The 25797-nt window shown below is 66.2% G+C and carries 19 protein-coding genes and 1 pseudogene; 11 read left to right on the top strand and 9 right to left on the bottom strand.

The annotated features are described in order from the left end of the window. Positions 1–2 precede the first annotated feature (2 nt). Positions 3–1496 carry a M20 family metallopeptidase gene (locus ACSBPQ_RS09090; RefSeq protein ID WP_442681869.1) on the bottom strand — a complete coding sequence of 498 codons (1494 nt, stop codon included), beginning with the start codon at positions 1494–1496 and terminating at the stop codon, positions 3–5. A 195-nt stretch (positions 1497–1691) separates the two neighbouring features. Between ACSBPQ_RS09090 and ACSBPQ_RS09085 the strand changes: the two genes are divergently transcribed. The 5 genes from ACSBPQ_RS09085 to ACSBPQ_RS09065 all read left to right on the top strand — a co-directional run bounded on the left by ACSBPQ_RS09085 (position 1692) and on the right by ACSBPQ_RS09065 (position 9131). Beyond that, positions 1692–2021, top strand: coding sequence for a ComEA family DNA-binding protein (locus ACSBPQ_RS09085; RefSeq protein ID WP_442681868.1), 330 nt, complete (start codon positions 1692–1694; stop codon positions 2019–2021). Between the two features lie 809 nt (positions 2022–2830). Beyond that, positions 2831–5434: a bifunctional aspartate kinase/diaminopimelate decarboxylase gene (locus ACSBPQ_RS09080; RefSeq protein ID WP_442681867.1), complete on the top strand. Its 2604-nt coding sequence runs from the start codon at positions 2831–2833 to the stop codon at positions 5432–5434. Between the two features lie 81 nt (positions 5435–5515). Further along, on the top strand, positions 5516–6874 hold the full coding sequence (gene murL, locus ACSBPQ_RS09075; RefSeq protein WP_442681866.1) for a UDP-N-acetyl-alpha-D-muramoyl-L-alanyl-L-glutamate epimerase: 1359 nt from the start codon (positions 5516–5518) through the stop codon (positions 6872–6874). Then, a complete protein-coding gene (gene murD / locus ACSBPQ_RS09070; protein ID WP_442681865.1) occupies positions 6855–8264 on the top strand; it encodes a UDP-N-acetylmuramoyl-L-alanine--D-glutamate ligase in 1410 nt (469 codons plus the stop codon). Before murL ends, murD begins: the two co-directional genes overlap by 20 nt. A gap of 69 nt (positions 8265–8333) precedes the next feature. After that, a complete protein-coding gene (locus ACSBPQ_RS09065; protein WP_442681864.1) occupies positions 8334–9131 on the top strand; it encodes a dienelactone hydrolase family protein in 798 nt (265 codons plus the stop codon). A gap of 190 nt (positions 9132–9321) precedes the next feature. Here ACSBPQ_RS09065 and ACSBPQ_RS09060 read toward each other — a convergent pair whose 3' ends face one another. Both ACSBPQ_RS09060 and ACSBPQ_RS09055 read right to left on the bottom strand, forming a co-directional pair. Beyond that, positions 9322–9570, bottom strand: coding sequence for a helix-hairpin-helix domain-containing protein (locus tag ACSBPQ_RS09060; protein ID WP_442681863.1), 249 nt, complete (start codon positions 9568–9570; stop codon positions 9322–9324). Between the two features lie 3 nt (positions 9571–9573). After that, the gene (locus ACSBPQ_RS09055) at positions 9574–10572 is read right to left on the bottom strand and encodes a polyprenyl synthetase family protein (RefSeq protein WP_442681862.1); all 999 of its coding nucleotides are present in this window, start codon (positions 10570–10572) and stop codon (positions 9574–9576) included. 190 nt (positions 10573–10762) lie between these two features. On the opposite strand from ACSBPQ_RS09055, the gene ACSBPQ_RS09050 reads away from it, so the two are divergent. Then, on the top strand, positions 10763–12376 hold the full coding sequence (locus ACSBPQ_RS09050; RefSeq protein ID WP_442681861.1) for an alpha-glucosidase: 1614 nt from the start codon (positions 10763–10765) through the stop codon (positions 12374–12376). A 471-nt stretch (positions 12377–12847) separates the two neighbouring features. Here the strand turns inward: ACSBPQ_RS09050 and ACSBPQ_RS09045 are convergent, their stop codons facing one another. After that, positions 12848–15619 carry a TonB-dependent receptor gene (locus tag ACSBPQ_RS09045; RefSeq protein WP_442681860.1) on the bottom strand — a complete coding sequence of 924 codons (2772 nt, stop codon included), beginning with the start codon at positions 15617–15619 and terminating at the stop codon, positions 12848–12850. Between the two features lie 294 nt (positions 15620–15913). Further along, entirely contained in the window at positions 15914–17929 is a 2016-nt protein-coding gene (locus ACSBPQ_RS09040) for a glycoside hydrolase family 97 protein (protein ID WP_442684559.1), read from the bottom strand. A 258-nt stretch (positions 17930–18187) separates the two neighbouring features. On the opposite strand from ACSBPQ_RS09040, the gene ACSBPQ_RS09035 reads away from it, so the two are divergent. The 3 genes from ACSBPQ_RS09035 (at position 18188) to ACSBPQ_RS09025 (ending at position 21885) form a co-directional block, all read left to right on the top strand. Further along, positions 18188–19669 (top strand): MFS transporter, encoded by a 1482-nt coding sequence (locus ACSBPQ_RS09035; protein WP_442681859.1) that lies wholly within the window; start codon positions 18188–18190, stop codon positions 19667–19669. Beyond that, positions 19669–21381, top strand: a complete 1713-nt coding sequence (locus tag ACSBPQ_RS09030) for an alpha-amylase family glycosyl hydrolase (protein ID WP_442681858.1) — start codon at positions 19669–19671, stop codon at positions 21379–21381. Before ACSBPQ_RS09035 ends, ACSBPQ_RS09030 begins: the two co-directional genes overlap by 1 nt. Before the next feature lie 123 nt (positions 21382–21504). After that, on the top strand, positions 21505–21885 hold the full coding sequence (locus tag ACSBPQ_RS09025) for an SseB family protein (RefSeq protein ID WP_442681857.1): 381 nt from the start codon (positions 21505–21507) through the stop codon (positions 21883–21885). Here the strand turns inward: ACSBPQ_RS09025 and ACSBPQ_RS09020 are convergent. Next, a complete protein-coding gene (locus ACSBPQ_RS09020) occupies positions 21878–22915 on the bottom strand; it encodes a LacI family DNA-binding transcriptional regulator (protein ID WP_442681856.1) in 1038 nt (345 codons plus the stop codon). The two genes, ACSBPQ_RS09025 and ACSBPQ_RS09020, sit on opposite strands and share 8 nt — an antisense overlap. A 189-nt stretch (positions 22916–23104) precedes the next feature. Between ACSBPQ_RS09020 and ACSBPQ_RS09015 the strand changes: the two genes are divergently transcribed. Next, the gene (locus ACSBPQ_RS09015) at positions 23105–23629 is read left to right on the top strand and encodes a single-stranded DNA-binding protein (protein WP_442681855.1); all 525 of its coding nucleotides are present in this window, start codon (positions 23105–23107) and stop codon (positions 23627–23629) included. Between the two features lie 276 nt (positions 23630–23905). Continuing rightward, positions 23906–24154 carry a hypothetical protein gene (locus ACSBPQ_RS09010; protein WP_442681854.1) on the top strand — a complete coding sequence of 83 codons (249 nt, stop codon included), beginning with the start codon at positions 23906–23908 and terminating at the stop codon, positions 24152–24154. A 151-nt stretch (positions 24155–24305) separates the two neighbouring features. Here ACSBPQ_RS09010 and ACSBPQ_RS09005 read toward each other — a convergent pair whose 3' ends face one another. The 3 genes and pseudogenes from ACSBPQ_RS09005 to ACSBPQ_RS08995 all read right to left on the bottom strand — a co-directional run. After that, the gene (locus ACSBPQ_RS09005; RefSeq protein ID WP_442681853.1) at positions 24306–24485 is read right to left on the bottom strand and encodes a hypothetical protein; all 180 of its coding nucleotides are present in this window, start codon (positions 24483–24485) and stop codon (positions 24306–24308) included. Positions 24486–24617: 132 nt separating this feature from the next. Then, positions 24618–24794 carry a hypothetical protein gene (locus tag ACSBPQ_RS09000; RefSeq protein ID WP_442684615.1) on the bottom strand — a complete coding sequence of 59 codons (177 nt, stop codon included), beginning with the start codon at positions 24792–24794 and terminating at the stop codon, positions 24618–24620. A 168-nt stretch (positions 24795–24962) separates the two neighbouring features. Then, a pseudogene (locus tag ACSBPQ_RS08995) lies at positions 24963–25782 on the bottom strand (transposase); the annotation flags it as partial. Positions 25783–25797 lie beyond the last annotated feature (15 nt).

Below are 25797 nucleotides of genomic sequence, written 5' to 3'. Positions count from 1 at the left end.
GCTCAGCAGCAGCCGTGGCCACCGTGGCGGGTGCCGCTGTCGGCGTGCACCTTGGAACCGCTGGTCTCGCCGCGCAGGCTGGCGGCATGGTGGTCGAACAGCACCTTGGACACGCACGAGGTCACGCGCTTACCCATCGGGATGTGCAGGAATTCGTTCGGGCCGTGGGCGTTGGAGTGCGGACCGAGCACGCCGGTGATCATGAACTGCGCACCCGGGAACTTCTCGCCCAGCATGCCCATGAACGGAATCGAGCCGCCTTCGCCCATGTACATCGCCGGCTTGCCGAAGAAGGCCTGGCTGGCGTCGTCGATGGACTGGGTCAGCCACGGTGCCATCGCCGGTGCGTTCCAGCCGGTGGAGGCCTTTTCCAGCTCCAGGGTGACCTGGGCGCCGTTCGGCGGATCACGCAGCAGGGCTTCCTTGAGCAGCTCGCCGCAGACCTTGCCATTGGCGGTCGGCGGCAGGCGCAGCGACAGCTTCACCGAGGTTTCCGGGCGCAGCACGTTGCCGGCCGATTCCAGCGGCGGCATGCCGCCGATGCCGGTCACCGACAGCGCCGGGCGCCAGGTGCGGTTGAGCACCAGCTCGGTCAGGTCATCGTTCATCGGCTTGAGGCCCTCGACCAGCGGGAACTTGTCGAAGATGGCGGTATCGACCACGTCGGCGGCGCGCTTGGCCTGTTCCAGACGCTCGGCCGGAATCTCGGTGTGCAGGCCCTCGAGCAGGATGCGGCCGGTGGTCTCGTCCTCGATGCGCGAGAGCAGCTGGCGCAGCAGGCGGAAAGACGATGGCACCACGCCGGAAGCATCACCGGAGTGCACGCCCTCGTTGAGCACCTTGACGGTGAAGTTGCCACCGGTCAGGCCGCGCAGCGAGGTGGTGCACCACAGCTGGTCGTAGTTGGCGCAGCCCGAATCCAGACACACCACCAGCGACGGCTGGCCGATACGGTCGGCCAGGTGGTCGACATAGGCTGGCAGGTCGTAGGAGCCGGACTCTTCGCAGGCCTCGATCAGGATCACGCAGCGGGCATGCGGCAGCCCCTGTTCCTGCAGCGCGAGGATGGCGGCCAGCGAACCGAAGATCGCGTAGCCATCATCGGCGCCACCGCGGCCATACAGCTTTTCATCGCGCAGCACCGGAATCCACGGGCCCAGATCGTCGTCCCAGCCGGTCATTTCCGGCTGCTTGTCCAGATGGCCGTAGAGCAGCACGGTGTCATCGCCGGTTTCCGGGCCGGTGGCCGGGATTTCCAGGAAGATCAGCGGGGTGCGGCCTTCCAGACGCACCACCTCGACCTGCAGGCCGGGGATGTTCTGCGCGCGGGCCCAGCTCTCCATCAGGTTGACGGCCTGGTCCATGTAGCCGTTGGCCACCCAGTCGGCATCGAACATCGGCGACTTGTTGGGAATGCGGATGTAATCGACCAGTTGCGGGACGATGTCGTTGTCCCACTTGTCGCTGAGAAATTGGCCGATCTTGGCGCTGTCCATCTGGAACTCCGGTAGCAATGTCAGGTGCAACCATTCTACGCCCACGGCTTGTAGGGTTTTTCCTACACGAGATCGGGCAAGACACTGGCTGTGCCGGGGCTGCGTGGCGGATACGCTGTGTTCATGTGGCGCGGGACACTGGTCTGGCCGGCGGGAATGCCGGCAAACCCATCCCAAGTCACAAGGAGTGTAGCGATGAAGCTTTTCACCGTAACGCTTAAGTCATTGGTTCTGGCGTTGTTGTTGACCGCATCGGCGTATGCCACGGACAAGGTCGACATCAACACCGCCTCCGCGGCGGAACTGGAACAGGTATTGGCGAATGTCGGCCCAGCGAGGGCGCAGGCGATCGTCGATTACCGACAGGCTAACGGTCCTTTCAAAAGTGTCGAGGAGCTGGCGCTGGTGAAAGGTATCGGGTTGAAGACGGTCGAACGGAATCGTGACCAGATCGAGGTGGGAGCTGGAGCTGCTCCCGCCAAGAGGGCCGCCACGGCGGCAGCCCAACCGATAGAGCGACGCTGAGCGGAACGGAATCACATCAGGCTGCAGCAGGACCTGCGGCCAGGGAACCCAACAGGAGCAGGACGCTCACAGGCAGGATGCCGGGGGAAGGCCAGGATGCCGGCAGGGACGCAAATATCGCCCGGTGGTGCACAGTGACGTGCAGCCGGGCGATTTTTTTTGTCTGCAGATTCCCGGCTGCTGTATGACAGCGCTTCGGGATTGCGCTGAACGTGTTTCCGGTGGTGGCGAAGGGACATCCGGATTCGATCACTGAACAGCCTTCCATGCCCGGTGACGCCGCTCCTCGCGCCGGACTCCGGAACACTGTTCCGGTTCGACTTCCTGGCGTGGCCATTGCCCTGTCCAGAGCTCCCTTTTCCCACAGTGCCGGATACCGCTTCCAGATGTGGGCAAGCACCCGCGTTCTACTGGGTGCTTGGTGGTTCTATCCCATGGTTGCAGGCAAGGTCCGACGGGATGACCAGGGCGCGTCCAGGAAGTGTGCCTGCTTTGCAGGGGCCGCCATCTGCGGCAGTACTCCAGCCCGCCTAGGGCCGATAGCGTGGACATATTCCCAGCGTTCCGGAACCGCTCGGCAGGTCGAACGTGAGGGTGCTGTCGGGCCATGTGGTCCAGGGCGGGCCAGAGGGGCGGATGCGGCTGCGGCCGGAGGCGGGAGGAATGCCCGGTGGAATATCCGGTAAAGAGCCACAGGCAGACGTCCACAGAGCCTCATGGATTGCGGCCAGCGGGTTGGCGTTGCCTTAGAATCGGCGGTTCCGCCCGCATCGTCGGGTCTTTCTCCCAAATGTGAACCCCCAAAGCCAATGTCCGCCTCCCCAATCGCTGATCGCTGGATCGTCCTGAAGTTCGGTGGCACCTCGGTGTCGCGTCGTCATCGTTGGAACACGATCGGGGAACTGGCGAAAAAACGGGCCGAGGAAACCGGTGGTCGTGTGCTGGTGGTGGTGTCGGCATTGTCGGGCGTGACCAATGAGCTGACCGCCATCGCCGATGGTGCGGTCGACAGCCGCGAACGCATGGCTGCGCTGGTGCGTCGCCACAACGAATTCCTGGTCGAGCTGGAGCTTGGTGCGGAAGTGCTGGCCTACCGGCTGGCCGCATTGCAGTCGCTGCTGGACGATCCGCGCGCGCTCACCCGCCCGCTGGACTGGCAGGCCGAGGTGCTGGGCCAAGGCGAACTGCTGTCCTCGACCATCGGCGCCGCCTACCTGCGCAGCAACGGTCTGGACTTCGGCTGGATGGATGCACGCCACTGGCTGCATGCGCAGCCGCCGGTGCCGAACCAGACCGCGTGGTCGCAGCGGCTGTCGGTGAACTGCCAGTGGCAGAGCGGGGCCGATCTCAAGCAGCGTTTCAGCAGCCAGCCCACGCGCATGCTGCTGACCCAGGGCTTCATCGCCCGTCATGCCGATGGAGGCACCGCCATCCTCGGCCGCGGCGGCTCGGACACCTCGGCGGCGTACTTCGGCGCGCTGCTCGGCGCCAGCCGCGTGGAGATCTGGACCGACGTGCCGGGCATGTTCAGCGCCAACCCCAAGGACGTGCCCGACGCCCGCCTGCTCACCCGGCTGGACTATTACGAAGCGCAGGAAATCGCCACCACCGGCGCCAAGGTGCTGCATCCGCGCTCGATCAAGCCGTGCCGTGACGCCGGCGTGCCGATGGCGATCCTCGATACCGAGCGCCCGCACATGCCGGGCACCAGCATCGACGGTGCCGCCGCGCCGGTACCGGGGGTGAAGGCGATCAGCCGCCGCAACGGCATCGTGCTGGTGTCGATGGAAGGCATCGGCATGTGGCAGCAGGTCGGCTTCCTGGCCGAGGTGTTCGCGCTGTTTGCCAAGCACGGGCTCTCGGTGGACCTGATCGGTTCGGCCGAGACCAACGTCACCGTGTCGCTGGATCCGTCCGAGAACCTGGTCAGCACCGACGTGCTGGCCGCGCTGTCGGCCGACCTGTCGCAGATCTGCAAGGTCAAGGTGATCGTGCCGTGCGCGGCCATCACCCTGGTCGGCCGCGGCATGCGCTCGCTGCTGTACAAGCTCTCGGACGTGTGGGCCACGTTCGGCAAGGAGCGCGTGCACATGATCAGCCAGTCCTCCAACGACCTGAACCTGACCTTCGTGATCGACGAGGCCGATGCCGATGGCCTGCTGCCGATCCTGCACGCCGAGCTGATCGACAGCGGCGCGATGCCGGTCTACGAGGAGCAGGTGTTTGGCCCGCGCTGGCGCGAGATCATCGGCACCATCCGCCCGCGGCCCACGCCGTGGTGGCAGGCGCCGGCCAAGCGCCAGCAGCTGCTGGAACTGGCCGCGCAGGGTACGCCGGCCTACCTCTACGATCTGGCCACCGTGCGCGAACGCGCCGGCCAGCTCAAGGCGATCGCCGCGATCGACCGCCGCTTCTACGCGATCAAGGCCAATCCGCATCCGCAGATCCTGCGCGCGCTCGCCGACGAAGGTTTCGGTCTGGAATGCGTGTCGCTGGGCGAGGTCGAGCATGTGTTCGCCTCGGTGCCGGACATCACCCCGGAGCGCGTGCTGTTCACCCCGAGTTTCGCGCCGATCGCCGAATACGAAGCCGCGCTGGCCCGTGGCGTTACCGTCACCGTGGACAATGTCGAGCTGCTGCAGCGCTGGCCGGAGGTATTCCGCGGCCGCACGCTGTGGCTGCGTATCGATCTGGGCCATGGCGACGGCCATCACCAGAAGGTCAATACCGGCGGCAAGGAGGCCAAGTTCGGCCTGTCGGCGCAGCGTGTGGACGAATTCATGGCACTGGCCAACCGTCTGGATATCCGTATCAGTGGCCTGCACGCGCACCTGGGCAGCGGCATCGAGACCGGCGGCCACTGGAAGCAGATGGTTGACGAGATGGCCGGGTTCGCGCGTCGTATCGGCAGCGTGGAGATCCTCGATATCGGCGGCGGTCTGCCGATCCCGTACAGCGCCGATGACGAGCCGTTCGATCTGGACGCCTGGGCCACCGGTCTGGAAGAGATCAAGGCGGTACACCCGCAGTTCCAGCTGGCGATCGAGCCGGGTCGCTTCCTGGTCGCCGAGGCCGGTGTGCTGCTGGCCGGCGCCAGCCAGGTGGTGGAGAAGGACGGCGTGCGCCGCATCGGTCTGGATGCGGGCATGAACGCATTGCTGCGCCCGGCGCTGTACGACGCCTGGCACGACATCGCCAACCTCTCGCGCCTGGAAGAGGCGTGCGACGTTGATTTCAGCGTGGTCGGCCCGATCTGCGAATCCAGCGACGTGTTCGCGCAGCGGGTGAAGCTGCCGGCGAGCACCGAGCCGGGCGATGTGATGCTGATCGCCGATGCCGGCGCCTACGGCTTCAGCATGGCCAGCACCTACAACCACCGCGCGCTGCCGCACGAGGGCATCATCGATGCGTGATGCCCGCCATTTCGTGCACAACCCTTGTTCGTTCCGTTGCGCGTCCGCGCGAAAACGGCTCGTGTGATTTCCGGATACGCCATGACAGCTTTTGACAAAAACCAGGTTTCCCGCTTCCGCTTCGTCCGCTGCGATTTCGCCGCGGACACCGGTGTGGCACGGCTGGTCTACGCCTTCGACGACGGCCCGGAGATGACCGAAACCGTCACCGTGCCCGGCGCGCCGTTCCAGCTGGACGGCGAGCGCGCCGCGGCAGTGCAACGCGCGCTGCAGCTGCTGCACCTGATCGCCGGTGTCAGCTATTACAAGGCGGCGGTGCCGGTGCAGGTGTCCATCGACAGCTACACGGTCGATGCGGCCACCGCCGCGCTGGTGGAAACGGTGTATCTGAACGGACTGGGCGAGTTCGCCTACCGCAACGGCCTGAACCTGCGTGGCCGCTTCAAGCTGCCGGTGGAAGGCCAGCCGGTGCCGGTGCCGGCGCCGTCGCTGGGCCTGCGCGAGCACGCGCTGGTGGCCATCGGCGGCGGCAAGGATTCGCTGGTCAGCATCGAGGCGCTGCGCAATGCCGGCGTGGCCGAGACGGTCACCTGGATCGGCGGCTCGCAGCTGATCCGCGCCTGCGCCGACCGAACCGGTCTGCCGACGCTCAATATCGGCCGCACGCTGGCGCCGGAGCTGTTCGAGCTCAACCGCCAGGGCGCGTGGAACGGCCATATCCCGGTGACCGCGGTCAACTCGGCGATCATGGTGCTGGCGGCGCTGGTGCAGGGCGTGGACCAGGTGGTGTTCTCCAATGAACGCTCGGCCAGCTACGGCAGCCAGATCGCCGGTACCGGCGAGGTCAACCACCAGTGGTCCAAGGGCTGGGCGTTCGAGCAGGCCTTCGGTGAGCACGTGCAGCAGCACGTGGCCGCGGACCTGCACTACTACTCGCTGCTGCGGCCGCTGTCGGAGCTGGCGGTGGCCCGCCAGTTCGCCAAGACCGATTACTACGACGCGCATTTCTCCAGCTGCAACCGCAACTTCCACATCCTCGGCGAGCGCCCGGTGAACCGCTGGTGCGGGGTCTGCCCGAAGTGCCATTTCGTGTTCCTGGCGCTGGCCCCGTTCATGCCCAAGACCCGGCTGGTGCGCATCTTCGGCCGCAACCTGCTCGATGACATCGAACAGGCCGGTGGCTACGACGCGCTGCTCGAGTTTCAGGACCACAAGCCGTTCGAGTGCGTGGGCGAGGGCAAGGAGTCGCGTGCGGCGATGGCCACGCTGGCCGGGCGCGCGGACTGGAAGGAGGACGTGCTGGTCAAGCGCTTCGCCAGCCTGATCCAGCCGACGCTTGCGAACGACGAACTGGCGATCGAACCGTTGCTGGTGATCGACGGCGAACACCGCATCCCGGCAGCCCTGTGGGAGCGTCTGCGTGCGAATTTCGCAGCTTGAAGGCAAGTGCGTCGCGCTGTGGGGCTGGGGCCGTGAGGGTCGAGCCGCCTTTGCCGTACTGCGCCAGCGTCTGCCGCACCTGCCACTGACGCTGTTCTGCCCGCCGGCCGAGGCCGACGCGGCGCGTGCCGAAACCCGTGGCGCGCTGCAGGTGGAAACCGAGGTCACTGCCGAGGCGCTGGCGCGCTTCGAGGTGGTGATCAAGTCGCCGGGGATCAGCCCGTACAAGCCCGAAGCAGTGCAGGCGGCAGCGCAGGGCACGCAGTTCATCGGCGGCACCTCGCTGTGGTTCAGCGAGCACGCGCAGGTCGACGGCACGCTGCCCAATACCGTCTGCGTGACTGGTACCAAGGGCAAGAGCACCACCACCTCGCTGCTGGCGCATCTGCTGCGCGCGGCCGGGCATCGCACCGGTCTGGCCGGCAACATCGGCCTGCCGCTGCTGGAGGCATTGGACCCGCAACCCGCGCCCGAGTACTGGGCGGTGGAGCTTTCCAGCTACCAGACCGGTGAAGTGGAGTTCAGCGGCACCCGCCCGGATGTCGCCATCGTGCTCAACATCTTCCCGGAACACCTGGACTGGCACGGTAGCGAGCAGCGTTACATCGACGACAAGCTGGCGCTGGTGACCGGCGGGCATCCGCGCGTGGCCGTGCTCAACGCTGGCGACGCGCACCTGCGCGCGCTGCAGCTGCCGCACAGCCAGGTGGTCTGGTTCAACCAGCCCGAGGGCTGGCACATGGTCGGCGAGGTGGTGCATCGCGGCGCGCAGCCGGTGTTCGATACGGCCAACACGCCGCTGCCGGGCCGCCACAACCGCGGCAACCTGTGCGCGGTACTGGCCGCGCTCGAAGCGCTGGGACTGGATGCCCTGGCGCTGGCGCCGGCGGTGCAGAGTTTCCGGCCGCTGCCCAACCGCCTGCAGCTGCTGGGTGAGCGCGACGGCCTGCGCTGGGTCAACGATTCGATCAGTACCACGCCGCACGCCTCGCTGGCGGCGCTGGACTGCTTTGCCGGGCAGCGTATCGCGCTGCTGGTCGGTGGCCACGACCGCGGCCTGGACTGGAGCGATTTCCTCGCGCACATGGCGCATGACGTGCCGCCGGTGGAGATCGTGACGATGGGCGGCAACGGCCCACGCATCAACGCGCTGTTGCGACCGCTGGCCGATGCAGGCCGCTTCGGGCTGCATGCCGCCGCCGATCTGCCACAGGCGGTGGAACTGGCGCGCGCCGCGCTGGGCGCGCAGGGCGGGGTGGTGCTGCTGTCACCGGGTGCGCCGAGTTTCGGGGCCTACAGGGATTACGTGGCGCGTGGTCGCCATTTCGCCGAGCTGGCCGGATTCGATCCGGACAGCATCAGCGCCATTCCCGGGCTCGGTATCGGCTGAACCCGGGTACTCACCTGCGGCCAATGGCGCCGGGCGTAGACTTCGCCGATCTCACAGCGGAGAAGTCCGATGCACGCAGCGTGGAAGTGGCCGGTGGTACTGGCAGGTCTGTGGCTGGTGGCGGCATTGCCGGCCGCGGCGAAAATGCAGCAGCGCACCGTGGAGTGGCAACTGGACGGCGCCACCTACAGCGGCGTGCTGGTGTATGACGACAAGGGCGACGCTCACCGTCCGGGCGTGGTGATGGTGCCCAACTGGAAGGGCGTCAACGCCTCGGCGATCGAGAAGGCCGCGCAGATCGCCGGGGATGACTATGTGGTGCTGGTCGCCGACGTCTACGGCAAGAACGTACGGCCCAAGGACAACACCGAAGCTGCGGCCGCCTCCAAGCCGTTGCGCGACGATCGTGTACTGCTGCGTGCCCGTGCCGATGCGGCGTTGCAGGCATTGAAGGCACAGGCCGGCACGGCACCGCTGGATGTCGCCCATATCGGTGCGGTGGGGTTCTGCTTCGGCGGTACCACCGTGCTGGAGATGGCGCGCGCGGGAATGCCGCTGGCTGGTGTGGTGAGTCTGCATGGCGGCCTGTCGACACCCGCACCGGCGGCAGCAGGCAGCGGCAAAGTGCCGATGCTGGTGCTCAACGGCGCGGCGGAACGCAGCGTCACTGCGGAGGACATCGCCGCATTCGGCAAGGAGATGGATGATGCCGGCGTGGACTGGCAGTTCGTCAATTTCAGCGGGGCGGTGCACTGCTTCGCCGAATCCGATGCCAACAGTCCGCCTGGCTGCCTGTACGAACCGCGTGCGGCCAAGCGCGCCTGGAAGATGCTGGACAACTTCCTGGAAGAACGCCTGGGCGACTAACCGCAAGGTAGTGCCGAGCCATGCCCGGCAGGGGCCTTCCCGGCAATGCCTCACGTTTGCAGCAGCGGCGTAAGCCGCGAAGCTGACTATCTGCCAGATCTCGGCAACGGCTGCCCGCACGAGATGTGGCGAGGGTGGTTCGGCTCCGGAGGCGCCGGCAGCAACCGTGGCTTTGCGGCTTACGCCGCCCCTACAACGCCCGCCGCCGCGCCGCCTCTATCGCCCCGCTGATCGCAGCCCTGGCCTGCGGGCTGTTGCGCCAGCAGCTGCTGCCCAGCATGGCAGAGGCCTGGGTCACGATGTCCACCGTCTCGGCGTCGGCCAGTTGCGCAAGCGAGTGGAAGCCCAGCTGCTCCAGCCGCGCCACCACGGTGGCGCCCACACCTTTCACCGCGAGCAGCACGGCGCGCTCTTCGGCGCCGAAGCCTTCGGCCGCCACGGCTTAGTGGTTGCGCTCGATGGCGTAGCGGGCCAGGCCGCGCAGCGCGGCAACCGCCTCGGTTTCCGGCAGGCCGTCAAGCGCACGCTCGGCGGTATCGGCGTATTCCACCGCGCGCCTGCGGCTGTACTCCAGCCCGCCGGTGGCGTGGATGGCGGCCAGCACTTCCGGCATCGCGCTGGCATCGCCGTCCTGCACGATCTCGCGCAGGCGCTGGCGAACCGATTCCGGCGAATTCGCCATCGCATGGATCAGCGGCAGCGTGGCCTTGCCCTCGGCCAGGTCGTCGCCCAGGTTCTTGCCCAGTTCCTCGGCGCTGGCCGAGTAGTCCAGCACGTCGTCGGCGATCTGGAAGGCGTAACCCAGCGCCATGCCGTAGTCGTACAGCTGCTGCTGCACGGTGGCGTCGGCACCGCTGGCCAGCGCGCCCAGACGGGTGCCGGCGGCGAACAGCACCGCGGTCTTGCGCTCGATCACGCGCAGGTAGGCGGCCTCGTCGGTATCCGGGTTGTGCACGTGCAACAGCTGCAGCACCTCGCCCTCTGCGATGCGGTTGGTGGTGTCGGCCAGGATCCGCATCACCGGCATGCGGTCCAGCTCGACCATCAGCTGGAAGCTGCGCGAGTACAGGAAGTCGCCAACCAGCACGCTCGGGGCGTTGCCCCACAGCGCGTTGGCGGTGCTGCGGCCACGGCGCAGGTCCGACTCGTCGACCACGTCGTCATGCAGCAGGGTGGAGGTGTGGATGAACTCGATGATTGCCGCCAGCTGGTGGTGCTCGGGGCCGGCGCCACCGGCCGCGTGGCCGGCCAGCATCACCAGCATCGGCCGCAGGCGTTTGCCGCCGGCGGAGATGATGTGGTCGGCGATCTGGTTGATCAGCACCACATCCGAGGACAGGCGGTGGCGGATCAGGGCATCGACGGCGGCCATGTCCGGCGCGGCAAGAGTCTGGATGGCAGGCAGGCCCAGCGCGGGGCGGATATGTTCGGCGATGCTCATAGGATTACTTCGGAGGGTGCCCGGGGATTATAGGCGGTGCGGAGGAAAGGGGCCCGCGGCGGCCGAATACCGCCCCGCGCGCAGTGAATACGTATGCAAGCGGCACTGTCGACAAAGCGTCAACGCTAAGCTGGCCGGCATACGTTCTGCGGCCCCTCTCGGGGCATCTGAAGCCCGGAGGGGGCGCTTGATGTCGAAGATTTCATGGTGGCGCGGCGCCGTCATCTACCAGATTTATCCACGCAGCTACCTGGATACCGATGGCGACGGCGTCGGCGATCTGCCGGGCATCATCGAACGCCTGGGTTACATCGCCTCACTGGGCGTGGACGCGATCTGGATCTCGCCGTTCTTCAAGTCGCCGATGGCCGATTTCGGCTACGACATCGCCGACCCGCGCGATGTGGATCCGCTGTTCGGCGCCCTGGCCGATTTCGACCGGCTGCTGGCCAAGGCGCATGCGCTGGGGCTGAAGGTGATGATTGACCAGGTGTTCAGCCACACCTCGGTGGAACACGCCTGGTTCAAGGAAAGCCGCGAGAGCCGCGACAACCCCAAGGCCGACTGGTACGTGTGGGCCGATGCGCGCGAGGATGGCACGCCGCCGAACAACTGGCTGTCGCTGTTCGGCGGCTGCGCCTGGCAATGGGAGCCGCGCCGCGAGCAGTACTACCTGCACAACTTCCTGGTCGACCAGCCGGACCTGAACTTCCACAACCCCGAAGTGCAGAAAGCGACACTGGACAACGTGCGCTTCTGGCTGGACCGCGGCGTGGATGGCTTCCGTCTGGATGCGATCAACTTCTGCTTCCACGACCAACAGCTGCGTGACAATCCACCCAAGCCGGCCCACAAGCGGGTAGGGCGCGGCTTCAGCCCGGACAACCCATACGCCTATCAGTACCACTATTACAACAATACCCAGCCGGAAAACCTGCCGTTCCTGGAGCAGTTGCGTGCCTTGCTGGACGAGTATCCCGGCGCGGTGAGCCTAGGCGAGATTTCTTCGGAAGACTCGCTGGCCACCACCGCCGAGTACACCGCGCCAGGCCGCCTGCACATGGGCTACAGCTTCGAACTGCTGGTCGATGATTACAGCGCGGCCTACATCCGCGGCACGGTGGAGAAGCTGGAGGCGTCCATGCGCGACGGCTGGCCGTGCTGGGCGGTGTCCAACCATGACGTGCCGCGGGCAGTGACGCGCTGGGGCGGCCATCCGGCCAACCCGCAGCTGGCCAGGATGCTGGCCGCGCTGGTGTGTTCACTGCGCGGGTCGGTGTGCATCTACCAGGGCGAGGAGCTGGGGCTGGGCGAGGCCGACGTGCCGTTCGAGACGCTGCAGGATCCCTACGGCATCACCTTCTGGCCAAATTTCAAAGGCCGCGACGGCTGCCGCACACCGATGCCGTGGAGCGATGGTGAGGTGGCTGGTTTCAGCACCGGCAAACCGTGGCTGCCGATTCCGGCCGAGCACCGCGCCATGTCGGTGCAGGCGCAGGAAGCCGATGCCGATTCGGTGCTGCACGCGTTCCGTGCGTTCCTGGCGTGGCGCAAGGCGCATCCGGCGCTGGTGGAGGGCGCGATCCGTTTCATCGACAGCACCGAGCCGGTACTGATGTTCGAGCGCCACCTCGGTGACGAGGTGTTGTTGCTGGCGTTCAATCTCTCCGACGCCAGCGTACGACATCCGCAGCCGGCAGGGATGTGGCAGGCGCTGGAGCTGCCGGGGCCGGTGGCCGGCCACGCGGACGGCAACATGCTGCTGCTCCCGGCACACGCGGTGTACTGCGCGCGCCGCGGCTGATCGCACTTTCCATTTTTGTGGGGGGACGGAGGTTTTTCTCCGTCCCTTTTTTTATGGGCGCTCTCCGGCCGCGCAGGGACACTGACAAGAGTGCTGGCTGAAGGCGTGCGGCCCGGCGGTGGCACTGTCTGCGGTGGCGCACTGTAGGTACGGACGAAACGGACCGGTGCCTGGGGGCATCGGACCTGTACACGACCGGCAATCCCAAGGAACCGGATGGACACAGGCTCCCAAGTGTCGGCTGCCGCGTCGGGCTTTGATCGATCGTGAAGGATGTGGGGACGGCCAGACGCTACGTATTTGCGGCGCGTTCCGAAGCAGGAACGTTCGGACTGGGCTGGTGGAGCGAGCCAGTAACGGCGCCTGCTTCCCCGGGCAAAGGCTTCCGGAGGCTGCGCTCGCAGGGGGCCGGAAACGACAGAGCCCGCTGCGCTGGCAGCGGGCTCTGTCATGCGGACAGGTGGTGGCCGATCAGAACTTGTAGTTCACGCCGACCTGGTAGCTGCGGCCCCACTCCACGGTTTCCAGCGGCCGGTCCTTGGTGCCGGCGTAGGTCTCGTACTTGGAGTTGGTCAGGTTGCTGGCCTGCAGGAACAGGCTCAGGCCCTTGAGCGCGGTGCCGTCGCCGAAGTTGTAGCCGACCTGCGCGTCCAGCACGTTCTCGCCCTTGACGTAGCGCAGGGTGCGGGCGCCGTCGAAGTTGCCGATCTCGCCGATGAAGTCCGAACGCTTGCGCTGGTTCAACCGCACCTCAAAGCCGCTGTTCTCGTAGTAGGCGGTGAAGTTGTACACGCGCTTGGACAGGCCCGGCAGCATGATCGGGTCGCTGCCGACGCTGGAGGTGGTGGCCGGGTCCGGCGGGATGCTGATGCTGCTGTCGTTGAAGCTGGCACTGGCGACCACGCCGAAGCCGCGCAGGGCGTCGGTGAACAGGTCCAGCGGCAACGAGGCGGTCAGTTCCGCGCCGCGCAGGCTGCCGCCGCTGCCGTTGAACGGTGCGCTGTAGTTGCCGGTCATCTGCGCGGGAATCTGCAGCTGCGCTTCGTTGGCGGGCACCTTCAGCCATGCCGCCACCTGGTCGGTGAAGTCGTAGCCGTCGCGGGTCTCGGTGTAGATGTAGGTCTTCAGGTCCTTGTAGAACACCGCGGCGGCCACGTAGGCCTTGTTGCCGAAGTATTTTTCCCACGACAGGTCCACCGCGTTGGCCAGCCACGGCTTCAGGTGCGGGTTGCCGCCGCTGGCGCCGGGCTTGCCCCGGCTGGTGTCCATGCCGAACTCCATCGAGGCGCGCAGCTCGTCCACGCGCGGGCGCGCCGCCTGCCGGGCCAGTGCGAAGCGCACGGTGTTGTCGGCCGGCAGTTCGAAGGCCAGGTTCAGGCTGGGCAGGAACTCGAAGTACTTGCTGCCTTCGTCGATCGGGATGACCTGGCTGCCCACCGGCTGCGAGTCGTCCCAGTAGTTGGATTGCGAGGACTGGTCCACGCGCTGGCCCTGGATGCCGACGTTGCCGCGCACCGGCACCGAGCCGATCTGGGTGTTGATGTTGGCGCGCAGGAACACGGTGGCGATCTCCTCGTCCACGGTCCACTGCTTGGGAATCAGGTAGCTCTCGGCGGTGGTCGGGTTGAAGGTCATGTATTGGGCGACGGCGGCCGGCACGTTCCACGCCGGGATGTAACCGGCGCCGGCGAAACCGAGGTTGACCGGCTTGTACTGGAATTCCGAGCCGATGCTGGTATCGCCCTGCGCGCCGAGGTTGATGTTGCCTTCGGCCTGGGTCTTGTTCTTGCTGCGGTCGGCGTAGTTGAAGCCCACGTCGATGTCGGAGAACCAGTCGAAGCCTTCCGGCGCCGGGAAGTTGACCGCCAGCTTGACACCCTTCAACTCGTCGTCCACGTGCGGGGTCTTGCCGTAGCCCGAGCCGTAGATGGTGTTGGTCAGGTACAGCTTGCTGTAGTCCGAATAATCAAAGCCCGGCGTGAACTGCGGGAAGTTGCCGCCGGCGAAGTTGAGCGCCACCGAATCCAGCTGCGGCGCGGGCAGCAGCTGCAGGTTGTTCTCCAGGTTGATTTCGTCGCGCTCGGCCTTGGACCAGCTGACGTCGGCGGTCAGGCGCGCGTCGCCGATGTTGAATTCGTTGTTCCAGCCGAACGCCTTGATCTCGTCCTCGCGGTGGTTGTACATGCCACGCACCAGCGGGTAGACGTTGTGCGCCACGCCGCTGACGAAGCTGCCGTTGTCGTTGACCACCACGTCGGTCACGTCCAGCCGGTCGTAGCCGCCGTTGTAGTCGCCCAGGTGGATTTCCAGCTGGTTGGCGGTGTCGTATTCCTTGGCCTTGGTGTAGAAGGCGTCGAGCGTGCTGGTCCAGGCGTTGTTCGGGCGGAACTGCAGGGTCGCCATCACGCCGTCGCGCTTGGCGTTGCCGGTGCGGCGTAGGGCCTTGATGCCGTCGGAATAATAGGTGCCGGCGGCCACGCCCGGGCGCCAGTCGTTGCCACCCAGCACCTGCCACGGCTCGTACAGGCCGATCTGGTTTTCCTGCTTGGCCATGTCCGAGTGCGAGTAGCCGATGGCCAGGCCGATGGTGTTGTCGGCGAAGGTGTCCACGAAGCTGACGTTGATGCGGTTGCCGTACGGATCCACGCCGGCCGCTTCGCCCAGCGAGTTCTTCTGGTAGCGGCCGCTGACGGCGATCACGCGCTCGTTGTAGCTGAGCGGGCGCACGGTCTGCATGTCCAGGGTGCCGGACAGGCCTTGGCCGACCAGGCCGGCATCGGGGGTCTTGTACACAGTCACGCCGTTGATCAGTTCCGAGGGGTACTGGTCGAATTCGACGCTGCGGTTGTCACCGGTGCTGACCATCTCGCGGCCATTGAGCAGGGTGGTGGCGAAGTCCGGTGACAGGCCACGCACGCTGATCACCTGGGCACGGCCGGCGACGCGCTGGGCGGCCAGGCCGGGCAGGCGGGCGATGGATTCGGCGATGCTCACGTCCGGCAGCTTGCCGATGTCTTCGGCCGAGATCGCCTCGACGATCGAGGTCGCATCACGCTTGACCGCGATCGCGCTCTCGATGCCGCGGCGGATGCCGGTGACGGTGACGGTATCCAGATCGGTGGCTTCGGTTTCCGCCTTGGGCTTGTTCTGCTCCTCGGCGGACTGTGCCTGCGCACCGGTGGCGCCCAGCGTGATGGCCGAGGCCAGTGCAACGCTCAGCAGATTGCGCTTGTTGTTCAACATGCTCCCCTCTCCCAGGTGATGTCGGTTGGTTGTATCCAGGCATCCCCCAAGATGTTCGGGGGCGCGTCGCGGTTGTTTTTTCCTAGCTGTGCGACTGCCTCGCATGGTAATCAGCGGGCAATGCGGCGGGATCGGCCTGCATACGTATTCAATGCCGCGCGGGACAGCGGCACAGGCCTGAAAACGCTTTCCCGAGTGCTGTTCGATCCGGCGTGGCGGATTCCGGTACTGGCCGTCATCCCTGCCGGTGCAGGGATGACGGGGTGATCTGTTGTCTGCGGCTGCGAGCGGCGATCACTCCACCGGCACGAAACGCACCGCCGCGCCACCGCCTGCGGCCAGCGCGATGCGGAGCGAGTCACCGCTGCCGACCTCGCGGGTCTCGGTGGTGAAGGCGAACGGGGCGGTGTCCCAGTGGGCGCCGTCGCCGTCGCGGTAGATCTGCGCGCGGTAGCGGCGGCCCGGGTCGAGGAAGGACAGCGGCACGTCAAGCGTCTGCGGCGCTTCGCTGCCGACGCTGCCGAGGAACCATTCATCGCCACCCCGCGCCTTGCGCGCGAACGTCACGTACTGGCCGATCTCGCCGTTGAGCACGCGGCTCTGCTCCCAGTCCACCGCCACATCCTTGATGAACTGGAAGGCCTCGGGGTGCTGGGCGTAATGTTCGGGCAGGTCGGCCACCATCTGGATCGGGCTGTACAGCACCACGTACAGGGCCAGCTGTTTGGCCAGCGTGCTGCGCAGCGGCAGGCCGTTGCGGCCTTTCAGGCTGACGATGCCCGGGGTGTAGTCCATCGGCCCGGCCAGCATGCGGGTGAACACCAGTGTGGCCTCGTGGCCCGGCGGATTGGGCGGATTGCCCCAGGCGTTGAACTCCATGCCGCGGGCGCCTTCGCGCGATACCCAGTTCGGGTACGTGCGGCGCAGGCCGGTGTCCTTGACCGGTTCGTGCGCGTTGATCGCGATATGTTTTGCCGCCGCCTGCTGCACCACACGCAGGTGGTGGTTGCTCATCCACTGGCCCTCGTGCCACTCGCGCAGGATCGGACCGCCGGCCTGGTCCTGGCGCTGGATGTCGCCGGCGTCGCAGACATAGCCGGTCTTGATCACATCCACCCCGTTGCGGGCGTAAAGGTCCAGCGCCGCGGGCAGCTGGCGCTCGTAATGGCTCACCGCGCAGGCAGTCTCGTGGTGGCCGATCAGGTGCACGCCCTTGGTCGCGCCGTAGCGGGCCAGGGCCGGCAGATCGAAGTCGGCGGTGGCGCGGGTGAAGTCGAACGCCTGGCCGTTGGCGAACCAGTCGCCGTCCCAACCGGTATTCCAGCCTTCCACCAGCACGCCGCGGAAGCCGTTGGCGGCGGCGAAGTCGATATAGCGGCGGGTGTTGGCGGTGGTGGCGCCGTGGCGCGGACCGGTGCCCCAGGTCTCGGTTTCCAGATGCAGCGACCACCACACGCCCACGTACTTGGCCGGGGTGAACCAGCTGACATCGCCCAGCGCGTTGGGTTCGTTGAGGTTGAGGATCAGGCTGGATTCGGCCAGATCAGCGGCGTTCTCGCCGATGGTGATTGTCCGCCACGGCGTGTTGAACGGCAGCGTGCGCTGCACCGGTGCGCCGTTGCTGGACGGGGTGAGCGCAGCATGCAGCACATCGCCGTCGCCGCGCGCCAGGTTCATGCCGGCGTAGTCCACCAGTGCGGCTTCGTGCAGGGAGATATGCAGCCCGTTGTCGCTGCGCAGGGTCAGCGGCGTCTGTGCGGTGCCGATCTGCTGCAGCGGCGTGCGGTGGTACAGGTACTCCTCGCGGTTCCACTCGAAGGCCGGAATCCACCAGGCGGTGGCCGGGCGGGCGAGGGCGAACTCGGTCAGCTCGGCCTGCACCTTGACCTGCTTCATCGCCGCCTGCTGCGGGAACTCGTAGCGGAAGCCGACGCCATCGTCGTGGACGCGGAACACCACATCGAACTGGCGCGCGTAGTCGCGGCCGGCACCGGGCTTCTCGCTGAAACGGGTGCGCAGCTCGTTGTAGTGGTTGCGGGTGAGGCGGCGTTCGCCCCACGGCTGCTCCCAGGTCTCATCGACGCTGCGCTGCGACTGCCCGGTCAGCGCGATGTTGCGCTCCAGGCGTCCGTCGCCCAGCAGCATGCCCAGCCGCGACGGGGCGATCACTGCTTCGCCATTGCGTTCCACCCGGTAGGAAAGACGCCCCTCATGTTGCGATTCGACGATCACCGCCAGGGTGCCATCGGGCGAGGCGACGCGCGCCAGATCGGCGGCCTGCGCGGTCAGTGCGCAGGACAGCAGAGCCATGCCGGCAAGCGGCAGCAGGCGGAAGGAATAGGAAGAACGGTCGGCCATCTGATCTCTGCTCCCGGGTCTGGTCGGTGAACCGCGCGTTGCGCGCGGGCCATACGGCCACTATTCCCGTTCCGTTGCGGTGGTGGGTGCCGGCAGGCATTGAATACGTATGCAACGGCGATGCGTATCGCCGGTGCGGCCTCTACCATGGCCACAGCGCAATCGCGCCTCTACATCGCATCCGTGATTCCCGGAGGGGGGAAGCGCTTGATGAAAAGCAAACCGCAACTGTCGTTCTGGCAGATCTGGAACATGTGCTTCGGCTTTCTGGGGATCCAGTTCGGCTTCGCACTGCAGAACGCCAATGCCAGCCGCATCTTCGAAACGCTGGGCGCACCGATGGATGCGGTACCGGGGTTGTGGATCGCCGCACCGTTGACCGGGCTGCTGGTGCAGCCGGTGGTCGGTTACCTGTCCGACCGTACCTGGACGCGCTGGGGACGGCGCCGTCCGTTCTTCATGATCGGCGCGGTGCTGACCACGCTGGCGCTGCTGGTGATGCCCAACTCGCCGACGCTGTGGATCGCCGCCGGCACGCTGTGGGTGCTCGATGCCTCGATCAACATCTCGATGGAGCCGTTCCGTGCTTTCGTCGGCGACCAGCTCTCGCCCCGGCAACGCCCCACCGGCTTTGCGATGCAGAGCTTCTTCATTGGCGTAGGCGCGGTGGTCGCCAGCTTCCTTCCGTTCATCCTCGCGCGCTGCGGCGTGGCCAATACCGCTGGCCCGGGTGAAGTGCCCGACACCGTGCGCTATGCGTTCTATTTCGGTGCGGCGGTGTTGCTGCTGGCGATCAGCTGGACCGTGCTGCGCACTCGCGAATACTCGCCGGCCGAGCTGGCCGGTTTCGACGATGCGCAGCCGGCCGCGGTGCATGGCGGCGCGCGCGTCTCCGGAATGCCGGCGTGGCGGCAAATCGTGTCGTGGCTGGGCTTGGGCGTGCTGTTGGCAGCACTGATCGTCTGGCGACAGGGCGATCGCATGCTGTACGTGCTGGCCGGTCTGTGCGCCAGCTACGGCCTGCTGCTGGGTGTGGCGCGGCTGCTGCCCGGCACCCACATGCTGGCCACCATCGTCGATGACCTGCGCAGCATGCCCGGCACGATGCGGCGGCTGGCGTGGGTGCAGTTCTTCTCCTGGTTCGCGCTGTTCGCGATGTGGATCTACACCACCGCGGCGGTGGCCGGCAGCCACTTCGGTTCGACCGATCCGCAGTCGGCGGCCTACAACGAGGGCGCCAACTGGGTCGGCGTGCTGTTCGGTGCCTACAACGGCTTCGCCGCGCTGGCGGCGCTGGTGATTCCGCTGCTGGTGCGCCGCATCGGCCTGCGCTGGAGCCACCTGCTCAACCTGTGGCTGGGCGGGCTGGGGCTGATCTCGCTGATGTTCATCGACGATCCACGCTGGCTGCTGCTGTCGATGGTCGGGGTCGGCTTCGCCTGGGCCTCGATCCTGTCACTACCCTACGCGCTGCTGTCCGACAGCCTGCCTGCCAGCAAGATGGGCGTGTACATGGGTATCTTCAATTTCTTCATCGTGATCCCGCAACTGGTCGCCGCCAGTGCGTTGGGCTTTGCCCTGCGCAGCTGGCTGGGCGGCAATCCCATGCACGTTCTGGTGCTGGGCGGCTGCAGCCTGTTCGTGGCCGGGCTGTGCGTGCTGCGGGTTCCGTCGCAACCGGAGGTGGTGTGATGCGCAGTTGTCTGTCTGTGGCGGTTTCGTTGGCACTGGTCGCCGGTCCGGCAATGGCCTCGCGGCCGGATTACATCGGCACCACCGAGCCATTTGCCAGCGATGCGGTGTACTTCGTGGTCACCGACCGCTTCGTCAACGGGGATCCGTCCAACGACCATCGCGACCAGGGCGGTGAGCACCGCACCTTCGACATCCCGGTGCCGTGCCCGGACAAGGTCGACGGCAACATCGGCTACCTCGGTGGCGACTTCCGCGGCGTGCTGGACAATGCCGGCTACATCCGCCAGCTCGGCTTCGGCGCGGTGTGGATCACCCCCATCGTCGACAACCCGGATGAGGCCTTCACCGGCAGCAAGCCGATCAGCTGCACCAGTACGCTGACCGACCGCGGCAAGACCGGCTACCACGGCTACTGGGGTATCAACTTCTACAAGCTCGATGAGCACCTGCCCAGCAAGGACCTGGATTTCGCCGGGCTGACCCGTGGCCTGCACGATGCCGGGCTGAAAGTGGTGCTGGATATCGTCGGCAACCACGGCTCCCCAGCGTGGACCATGCCGGTGAAACAGCCGCAGTTCGGCCAGATCTTCGACAAGGACGGCAAGCTCATCGCCGACCATCAGAACCTGGCGCCGCAGCAGCTGGACCCGCAGCACAACCGGCTGCATGCGTTCTACAACAACATCGGTCCGGTCGATGACAGCAAGGGCTCGATCTTCGACGGCAACCTGGCCGAGCTGGGCGACTTCAACGAGCACAACCCGGCGGTGATGGACTATCTGGTCGGCGCCTACCTGCACTGGGCCGAGCAGGGCGTGGATGCGCTGCGCATCGACACCATCGGCTGGCTGCCGCATCCGTGGTGGCATGAATTCGTCACCCGCATCCGCGCGCAGCACCCGGGCATGTTCATGTTCGGCGAGGCGTTCGACTATGACGCGGCCAAGATCGCCGAGCACACCTGGCCGGGCAACGCCAACGTCAGCGTGCTGGACTTCCCGCTGCGCGGCGCGATGTCGTCGGTGTTCGGTCGGGAGCAGAAAGGCTTCGAGGCGCTGGCCGAACCGCTGCACCTCAGTGGCGGCCCCTACGCCAATCCGTACGAGCTGATGAGCTTCTACGACAACCACGACATGGCGCGGCTGGATGCCAGCGACGCCGGTTTCATCGACGCCCACAACTGGCTGTTCACCGCGCGCGGCATCCCGGTGCTCTATTACGGCTCGGAAACCGGCTTCATGCGCGGCCGCGCCGAACACGCCGGCAACCGTGCCTACTTCGGCCAACAGCGCGTGGATGCCGCGCCGGAAAGCCCGATCTTCGCGCCGCTGCAACGCATCTCCAAACTGCGCCAGGCCACCCCAGCGCTGCAGCGCGGCTTGCAGGTCAACGAGCGGCTGCAGGGAGACCAGGCGGTGTTCTATCGCGTGCTGCAGCACGGCGACAGCGCGCAGACCGCGCTGGTGCTGCTGAACAAGGGCGATACCGCCACGACGTTCGAAGTCAGCCGCTACCTGCAGCCGGGACAGTGGCGCGACGCGCTGGACGGCGGCACGGTCAAGGTGAAGCGAGCGCTCAAGACCGAGGTGCCGGCCCATGGCGTGAAGGTGTTCGTGCTGGACGGTGAGGTGAGGCAGGCCGCGCTGCAGGCGCAGCTGGCCGCGGCGATGGCCGACCAGCAGGCGCGCACGCAGCGCTTGGCGCGCTGAGCCCCGGGCGAGGGTGGCCCTTGCCCGCCAGGCAGGGGCTCGCGGGCGTGGCCACCGCGACCTGGCCCGGGCGCTGGCCGGCAGCCGCTACAATCAGCGCCCTCCGCAGTCCCGGCCTGATCCATGAACGAGCTTCCCCCGCAGACCCCCATCGAAACGCTGTTGCGCACCGCGATGGACGGCAAGCTGCCGATCAGGGCGTTCATGCAGGCCTTTGTCGCCTCCGAGGTGGTGCTGCTGACCGGCAGCCTGGTCACCGCCGACGGCAGTGGCTTCGATCCGCTGCTGTTCGACAAGCAGGGCGTGCTGCATGTGGCGGTATTCACCGACATGGCACGGGTCGGATACTTCCCGCAGCAGGCACCGCACAACATCCGCATGCTGATGCTCGAGGTGCTGCGCCGCGTGCCGGGCGGCTACGGGGTGGTGATCAACCCGGGTACGACGCTGGGCTTCGAGATCGCTCCGGCCGGCGTGCTGGAAATCCTCAAGGACTTCAGTTGAGCCCGCCGCGGGAGGATTCGCGTACCACCAGCTTCACCGGGATGTTGATGCCTTCCACCGGCTCGCGTGCGATCAGTCCCAGCAGCCGTTCCACCAGCAGCTGACCGGCCTGTTTGGTGTCCTGCTGCACGGTGGTCAACGCCGGCGACACCGAGGCGGCCAGCGGGATGTCGTCAAAACCGGTGACCCGCACGTCCTCGGGCACCCGCAGGCCACGTTCACGCAGGGCCCGCAACGCGCCGATGGCGATCAGGTCGCTGGCCGCGCAGATCGCATCGAACGGCAGGCCGCGTTCCAGCAGGGCCACGCAGGCGGCGTGGCCGGACTCCTCGGTGGTGATCGCATCGTGCTGCAGACCGGCATCGGGCTGAAGTCCACGCCCGCGCAGCGCCTGCGCATGGCCGCGGTAGCGCTCGGCGAACTCCGGGTAGTGGCTGGAGGCGTGGCCGAGGAAGGCGATGCGCCGGCAGCCGGCGTCCAGCAGATGCGCGGTGATGTCGAAGCCGCCCTGGAAATTGTCGCTGCCCACCGAAACCCCGGGCTGGCCGGGCAGGGCGGCGCCCCAGCGGACGAAATGGGTGCCCTGTTCGACCAGCCGCTGCAGCCGTTCCTCCGATTCGTGGTAATCGCCATAGCCCAGCAGGATGATGCCGTCGGCCTTGTTGCTGTCCTCGAAATCGGCATGCCAGTCGCTGGACAGCTGCTGGAAGGAGACCAGCAGGTCCTGCCCGTTCAGCGCGCAGGCGCGGGTGATCGAGCCCAGCATCGAGTGGAAGAACGGGTTGATCAGCGAGTCGTCCGGGGTCGGATCCTCGAAGAACAGCAGCGCCAGCGTGCCGGACTGCTGGCAGCGCAGGCTGGAGGCGTTCTTGTCGACCTTGTAGTTCAGCTGCCGGGCGATCTCCAGGATGCGCTTGCGGGTGTCGGCATTGACCATCGGGTTGCCGCGCAGGGCCCGCGAGACGGTCGGCTGCGACACCCCGGCCAGGTGCGCGATATCCAGTGAGGTGGCCTTGCCCTTGATGGTCATTTACGACACCTGCCTGAAGACGCCGAGCATTATGCCATGCGCCACCGCTTGCCGGGGCCGGGCTGGGCCGGGGGCTTGTCCCACAGGCAGCGGGCCGGCCGCCTGATACCGGCCCGCGCCGGGAAGCTATAATCTCTTCGCTATTGCCCGCATCCGGCGGGTGGACCCCAACGGAAGAGTAGGAATCCTATGGCTCGCGGCATCAATAAAGTCATCCTTGTCGGCAACCTCGGCAACGACCCGGACACCAAGTACACCCAGGCCGGCATGGCGATCACCCGCATCAGCCTGGCGACCACCAGCATGCGCAAGGACCGTGACGGCAACAACCAGGAGCGCACCGAATGGCACCGCGTGGTGTTTTTCGGCAAGCTCGGCGAGATCGCCGGCGAGTACCTGCGCAAGGGCTCGCAGGTCTATGTCGAAGGTGAGCTGCGCTACGACAAGTACACCGGACAGGACGGTGTGGAAAAATATTCCACCGACATCGTCGCCAACGAGATGCAGATGCTCGGTGGCCGTGGTGAAGGCGGTGGAGGCGGCAATTTCGGCGGCGAGCGCCCGCAACGGCAGTCCGCTCCGCGCCAGCAGGGCGGCTACGGCAGCCAGGACCAGGGCGGCGGCTATGGCCAGCGGCCGCAGCGCCCGGCTCCGGCACCGCAGCAATCGGCACCGCCGATGGATGACTTTGCCGATGATGACATCCCGTTCTGATGCCCGTCTCGGCACCGTCCAGTGCTTTATCCCGGAAGGCCCGCTGCAGCGGGCCTTTTGCTTTTCGCCGTTGCGCTGAGCGGACTGCCGGCCATTGGTCGTACTGCTGGCCGCTGCCGCACAAAGCCAGAGCAGTCGGTTGATGCCGGTTTTTTTCAGAGCAGGTCACAAAAACGCTCATTCCCGCGCGTTTTTTTCCCGGCTTTCACAGCTGCGGTTCTATACACGGTCGGCCGGAACACGGGGCACCATTGAGGAGACTGCGCTGTGAAAAGCATGAAACTCTATCTGGAAGGACCGGGGCGAGAGAGGCGTCCCGTCAAGGTCGTTTCGACGGAGCGAAAAAGCTTGAAAACGGTATTGAACCTCCCATTACGTGGCGCCAAGGGCGTCGTGATGGATGACATGGTCGAGGTGAACACCTTGATGGATGAAAAGGGAAACCTTGCGCAGCAGATCGACTACGAGGGATTCAGATACAAGTTCCAAGGTTCTGAACTGCCTTGGTCGTTGATAGTCGGTTGAGCGTGGCGGGCCCCTGAACGGGGTCCGCTTTTTCATCAGATATGGCCGCCCGCGCCAGCCCGAACGTTGGCCGCCGCCTTGGTGGCACCGCATTCGCAAACGGGCACCTGAGCACAGACGTGGGCCTACCGCAGACCCACGCCTTGCGGGCTCATTCCGGTGCCTTGGCCGGGACGAACGGGGATACCGGATCGCTTGCGGGGAACGTCTCCTCCAGTGCCTGATCCTGGTTGGAACTCTCGTGGTCCTTACGCTGCCGGCGTTGCTGTCCCGACTCCGGACAGTCGCGGTCTTCGGTGGGATCGGGTGGATCCTTTCGGTCTCGTGTCATCGGGTGACTCCTTCTGTGGACGGGCCGGCAAGCAGCGCTCACCGGCAGGGAAACATCAGCTCCAGGCGCGCCCAGCCACGGAGGTAGCCCGGGATCGAAAAGTTGCGACGTGCTGCCGTGGTGGCCTGCCGACTATGGGCGCTTCACCGGCACCCGCTCGTAGTCTTCCGGACGGGCGTTGTGCTCGGCATCAGGCATGTCATGGTCCTTCCATTGGGCCTTGTCATTGCGGTGTTTGTCTGGGGTGTTCGCCTTGTCTTGGTCACTGGCGTTGATGCCGGATGGCGAGGGTTTCCGATCGTTGTTCATCGTTGTGATCCGTGGTGTGGAGTAAAGGCATCTCCTGACCGTGGCATCCATCTTCCGCGCAGTGGTATTCACAGGATGTGTCGGTATGTGATCGGCTTCTGAAACCGCCCACCACTTGCACGGTGGACTGGAGGGGGGCGCAACACCGGGAAGGCATCTCATTTCCGTAGGTCCCGCGCCTTCCGCAGCACCTGCGGCAGCCCATGGTCGCGCTGCAACTGCTCGAAGATCCGAACCAGCCGTAGCGACGAAATCGAAGTGTCGACTTCAATGTGGAGAAGTTCGCGGTTGAAGTCGTCCACGACGTTGAAGATGCGGAAGCGGCGGCCATTCGCCAGCGCATCGGACACGAAATCAGCCGACCAGACGATGTCGGGCATGTGCGGTACGTACAGCGGGATGCGCTCGCGCTTGGGGAGGCGGCGTTTGGCTTTACGGCGAAGGTTGAGCTTCATGGCCAGATACACGCGATAGATCCGTTTGTGGTTCCACTGGGGCTGGCGCCGTTTGAGCGCCCTGCGGTACTTCCAGAAGCCGCGGCTGGGGTGCTTCTCCACCAGCTGCGCCAGGGCGGCAATGACCTCCGCATCGCGCACAGTCCAATCCAGCGGTGGCCGGTACCAGGCTGCTCTAGATAACCCGAGGTAGCTGCAGGACCGACTCAGGGGTCGGCGGTGCACCTCGGTGAGGTAACGCACCGCCTCGCGCCTCTGAGCCGGTCCTAGAGTTTTTTTGTGATCAGATCCTTCAGGGCCGCGTTGTCCAGTGCCAGTTCGGCATACATGCGCTTGAGCTTGGCGTTTTCGGCTTCCAGATCCTTGACCCGCTTGAGGTCGGACGCCTCCATGCCGCCGTACTTCGACTTCCATTGGTAGTAGGTGGCGACACTGATGCCAACCTGCCGGCAGATGTCCTTGACCGGGATGCCGGCATCGGCCTGCTTGAGGATCGTGACAATCTGGGACTCGGTGAATCGGGACTTTTTCATGGAACCTCGTGGCTG

Source organism: Stenotrophomonas sp. JC08 (assembly GCF_052180205.1).
Taxonomy (GTDB): domain Bacteria; phylum Pseudomonadota; class Gammaproteobacteria; order Xanthomonadales; family Xanthomonadaceae; genus Stenotrophomonas.
Note: the sequence above shows the minus strand (reverse complement) of the source record. Positions and strands in the feature narration are given on the sequence as shown.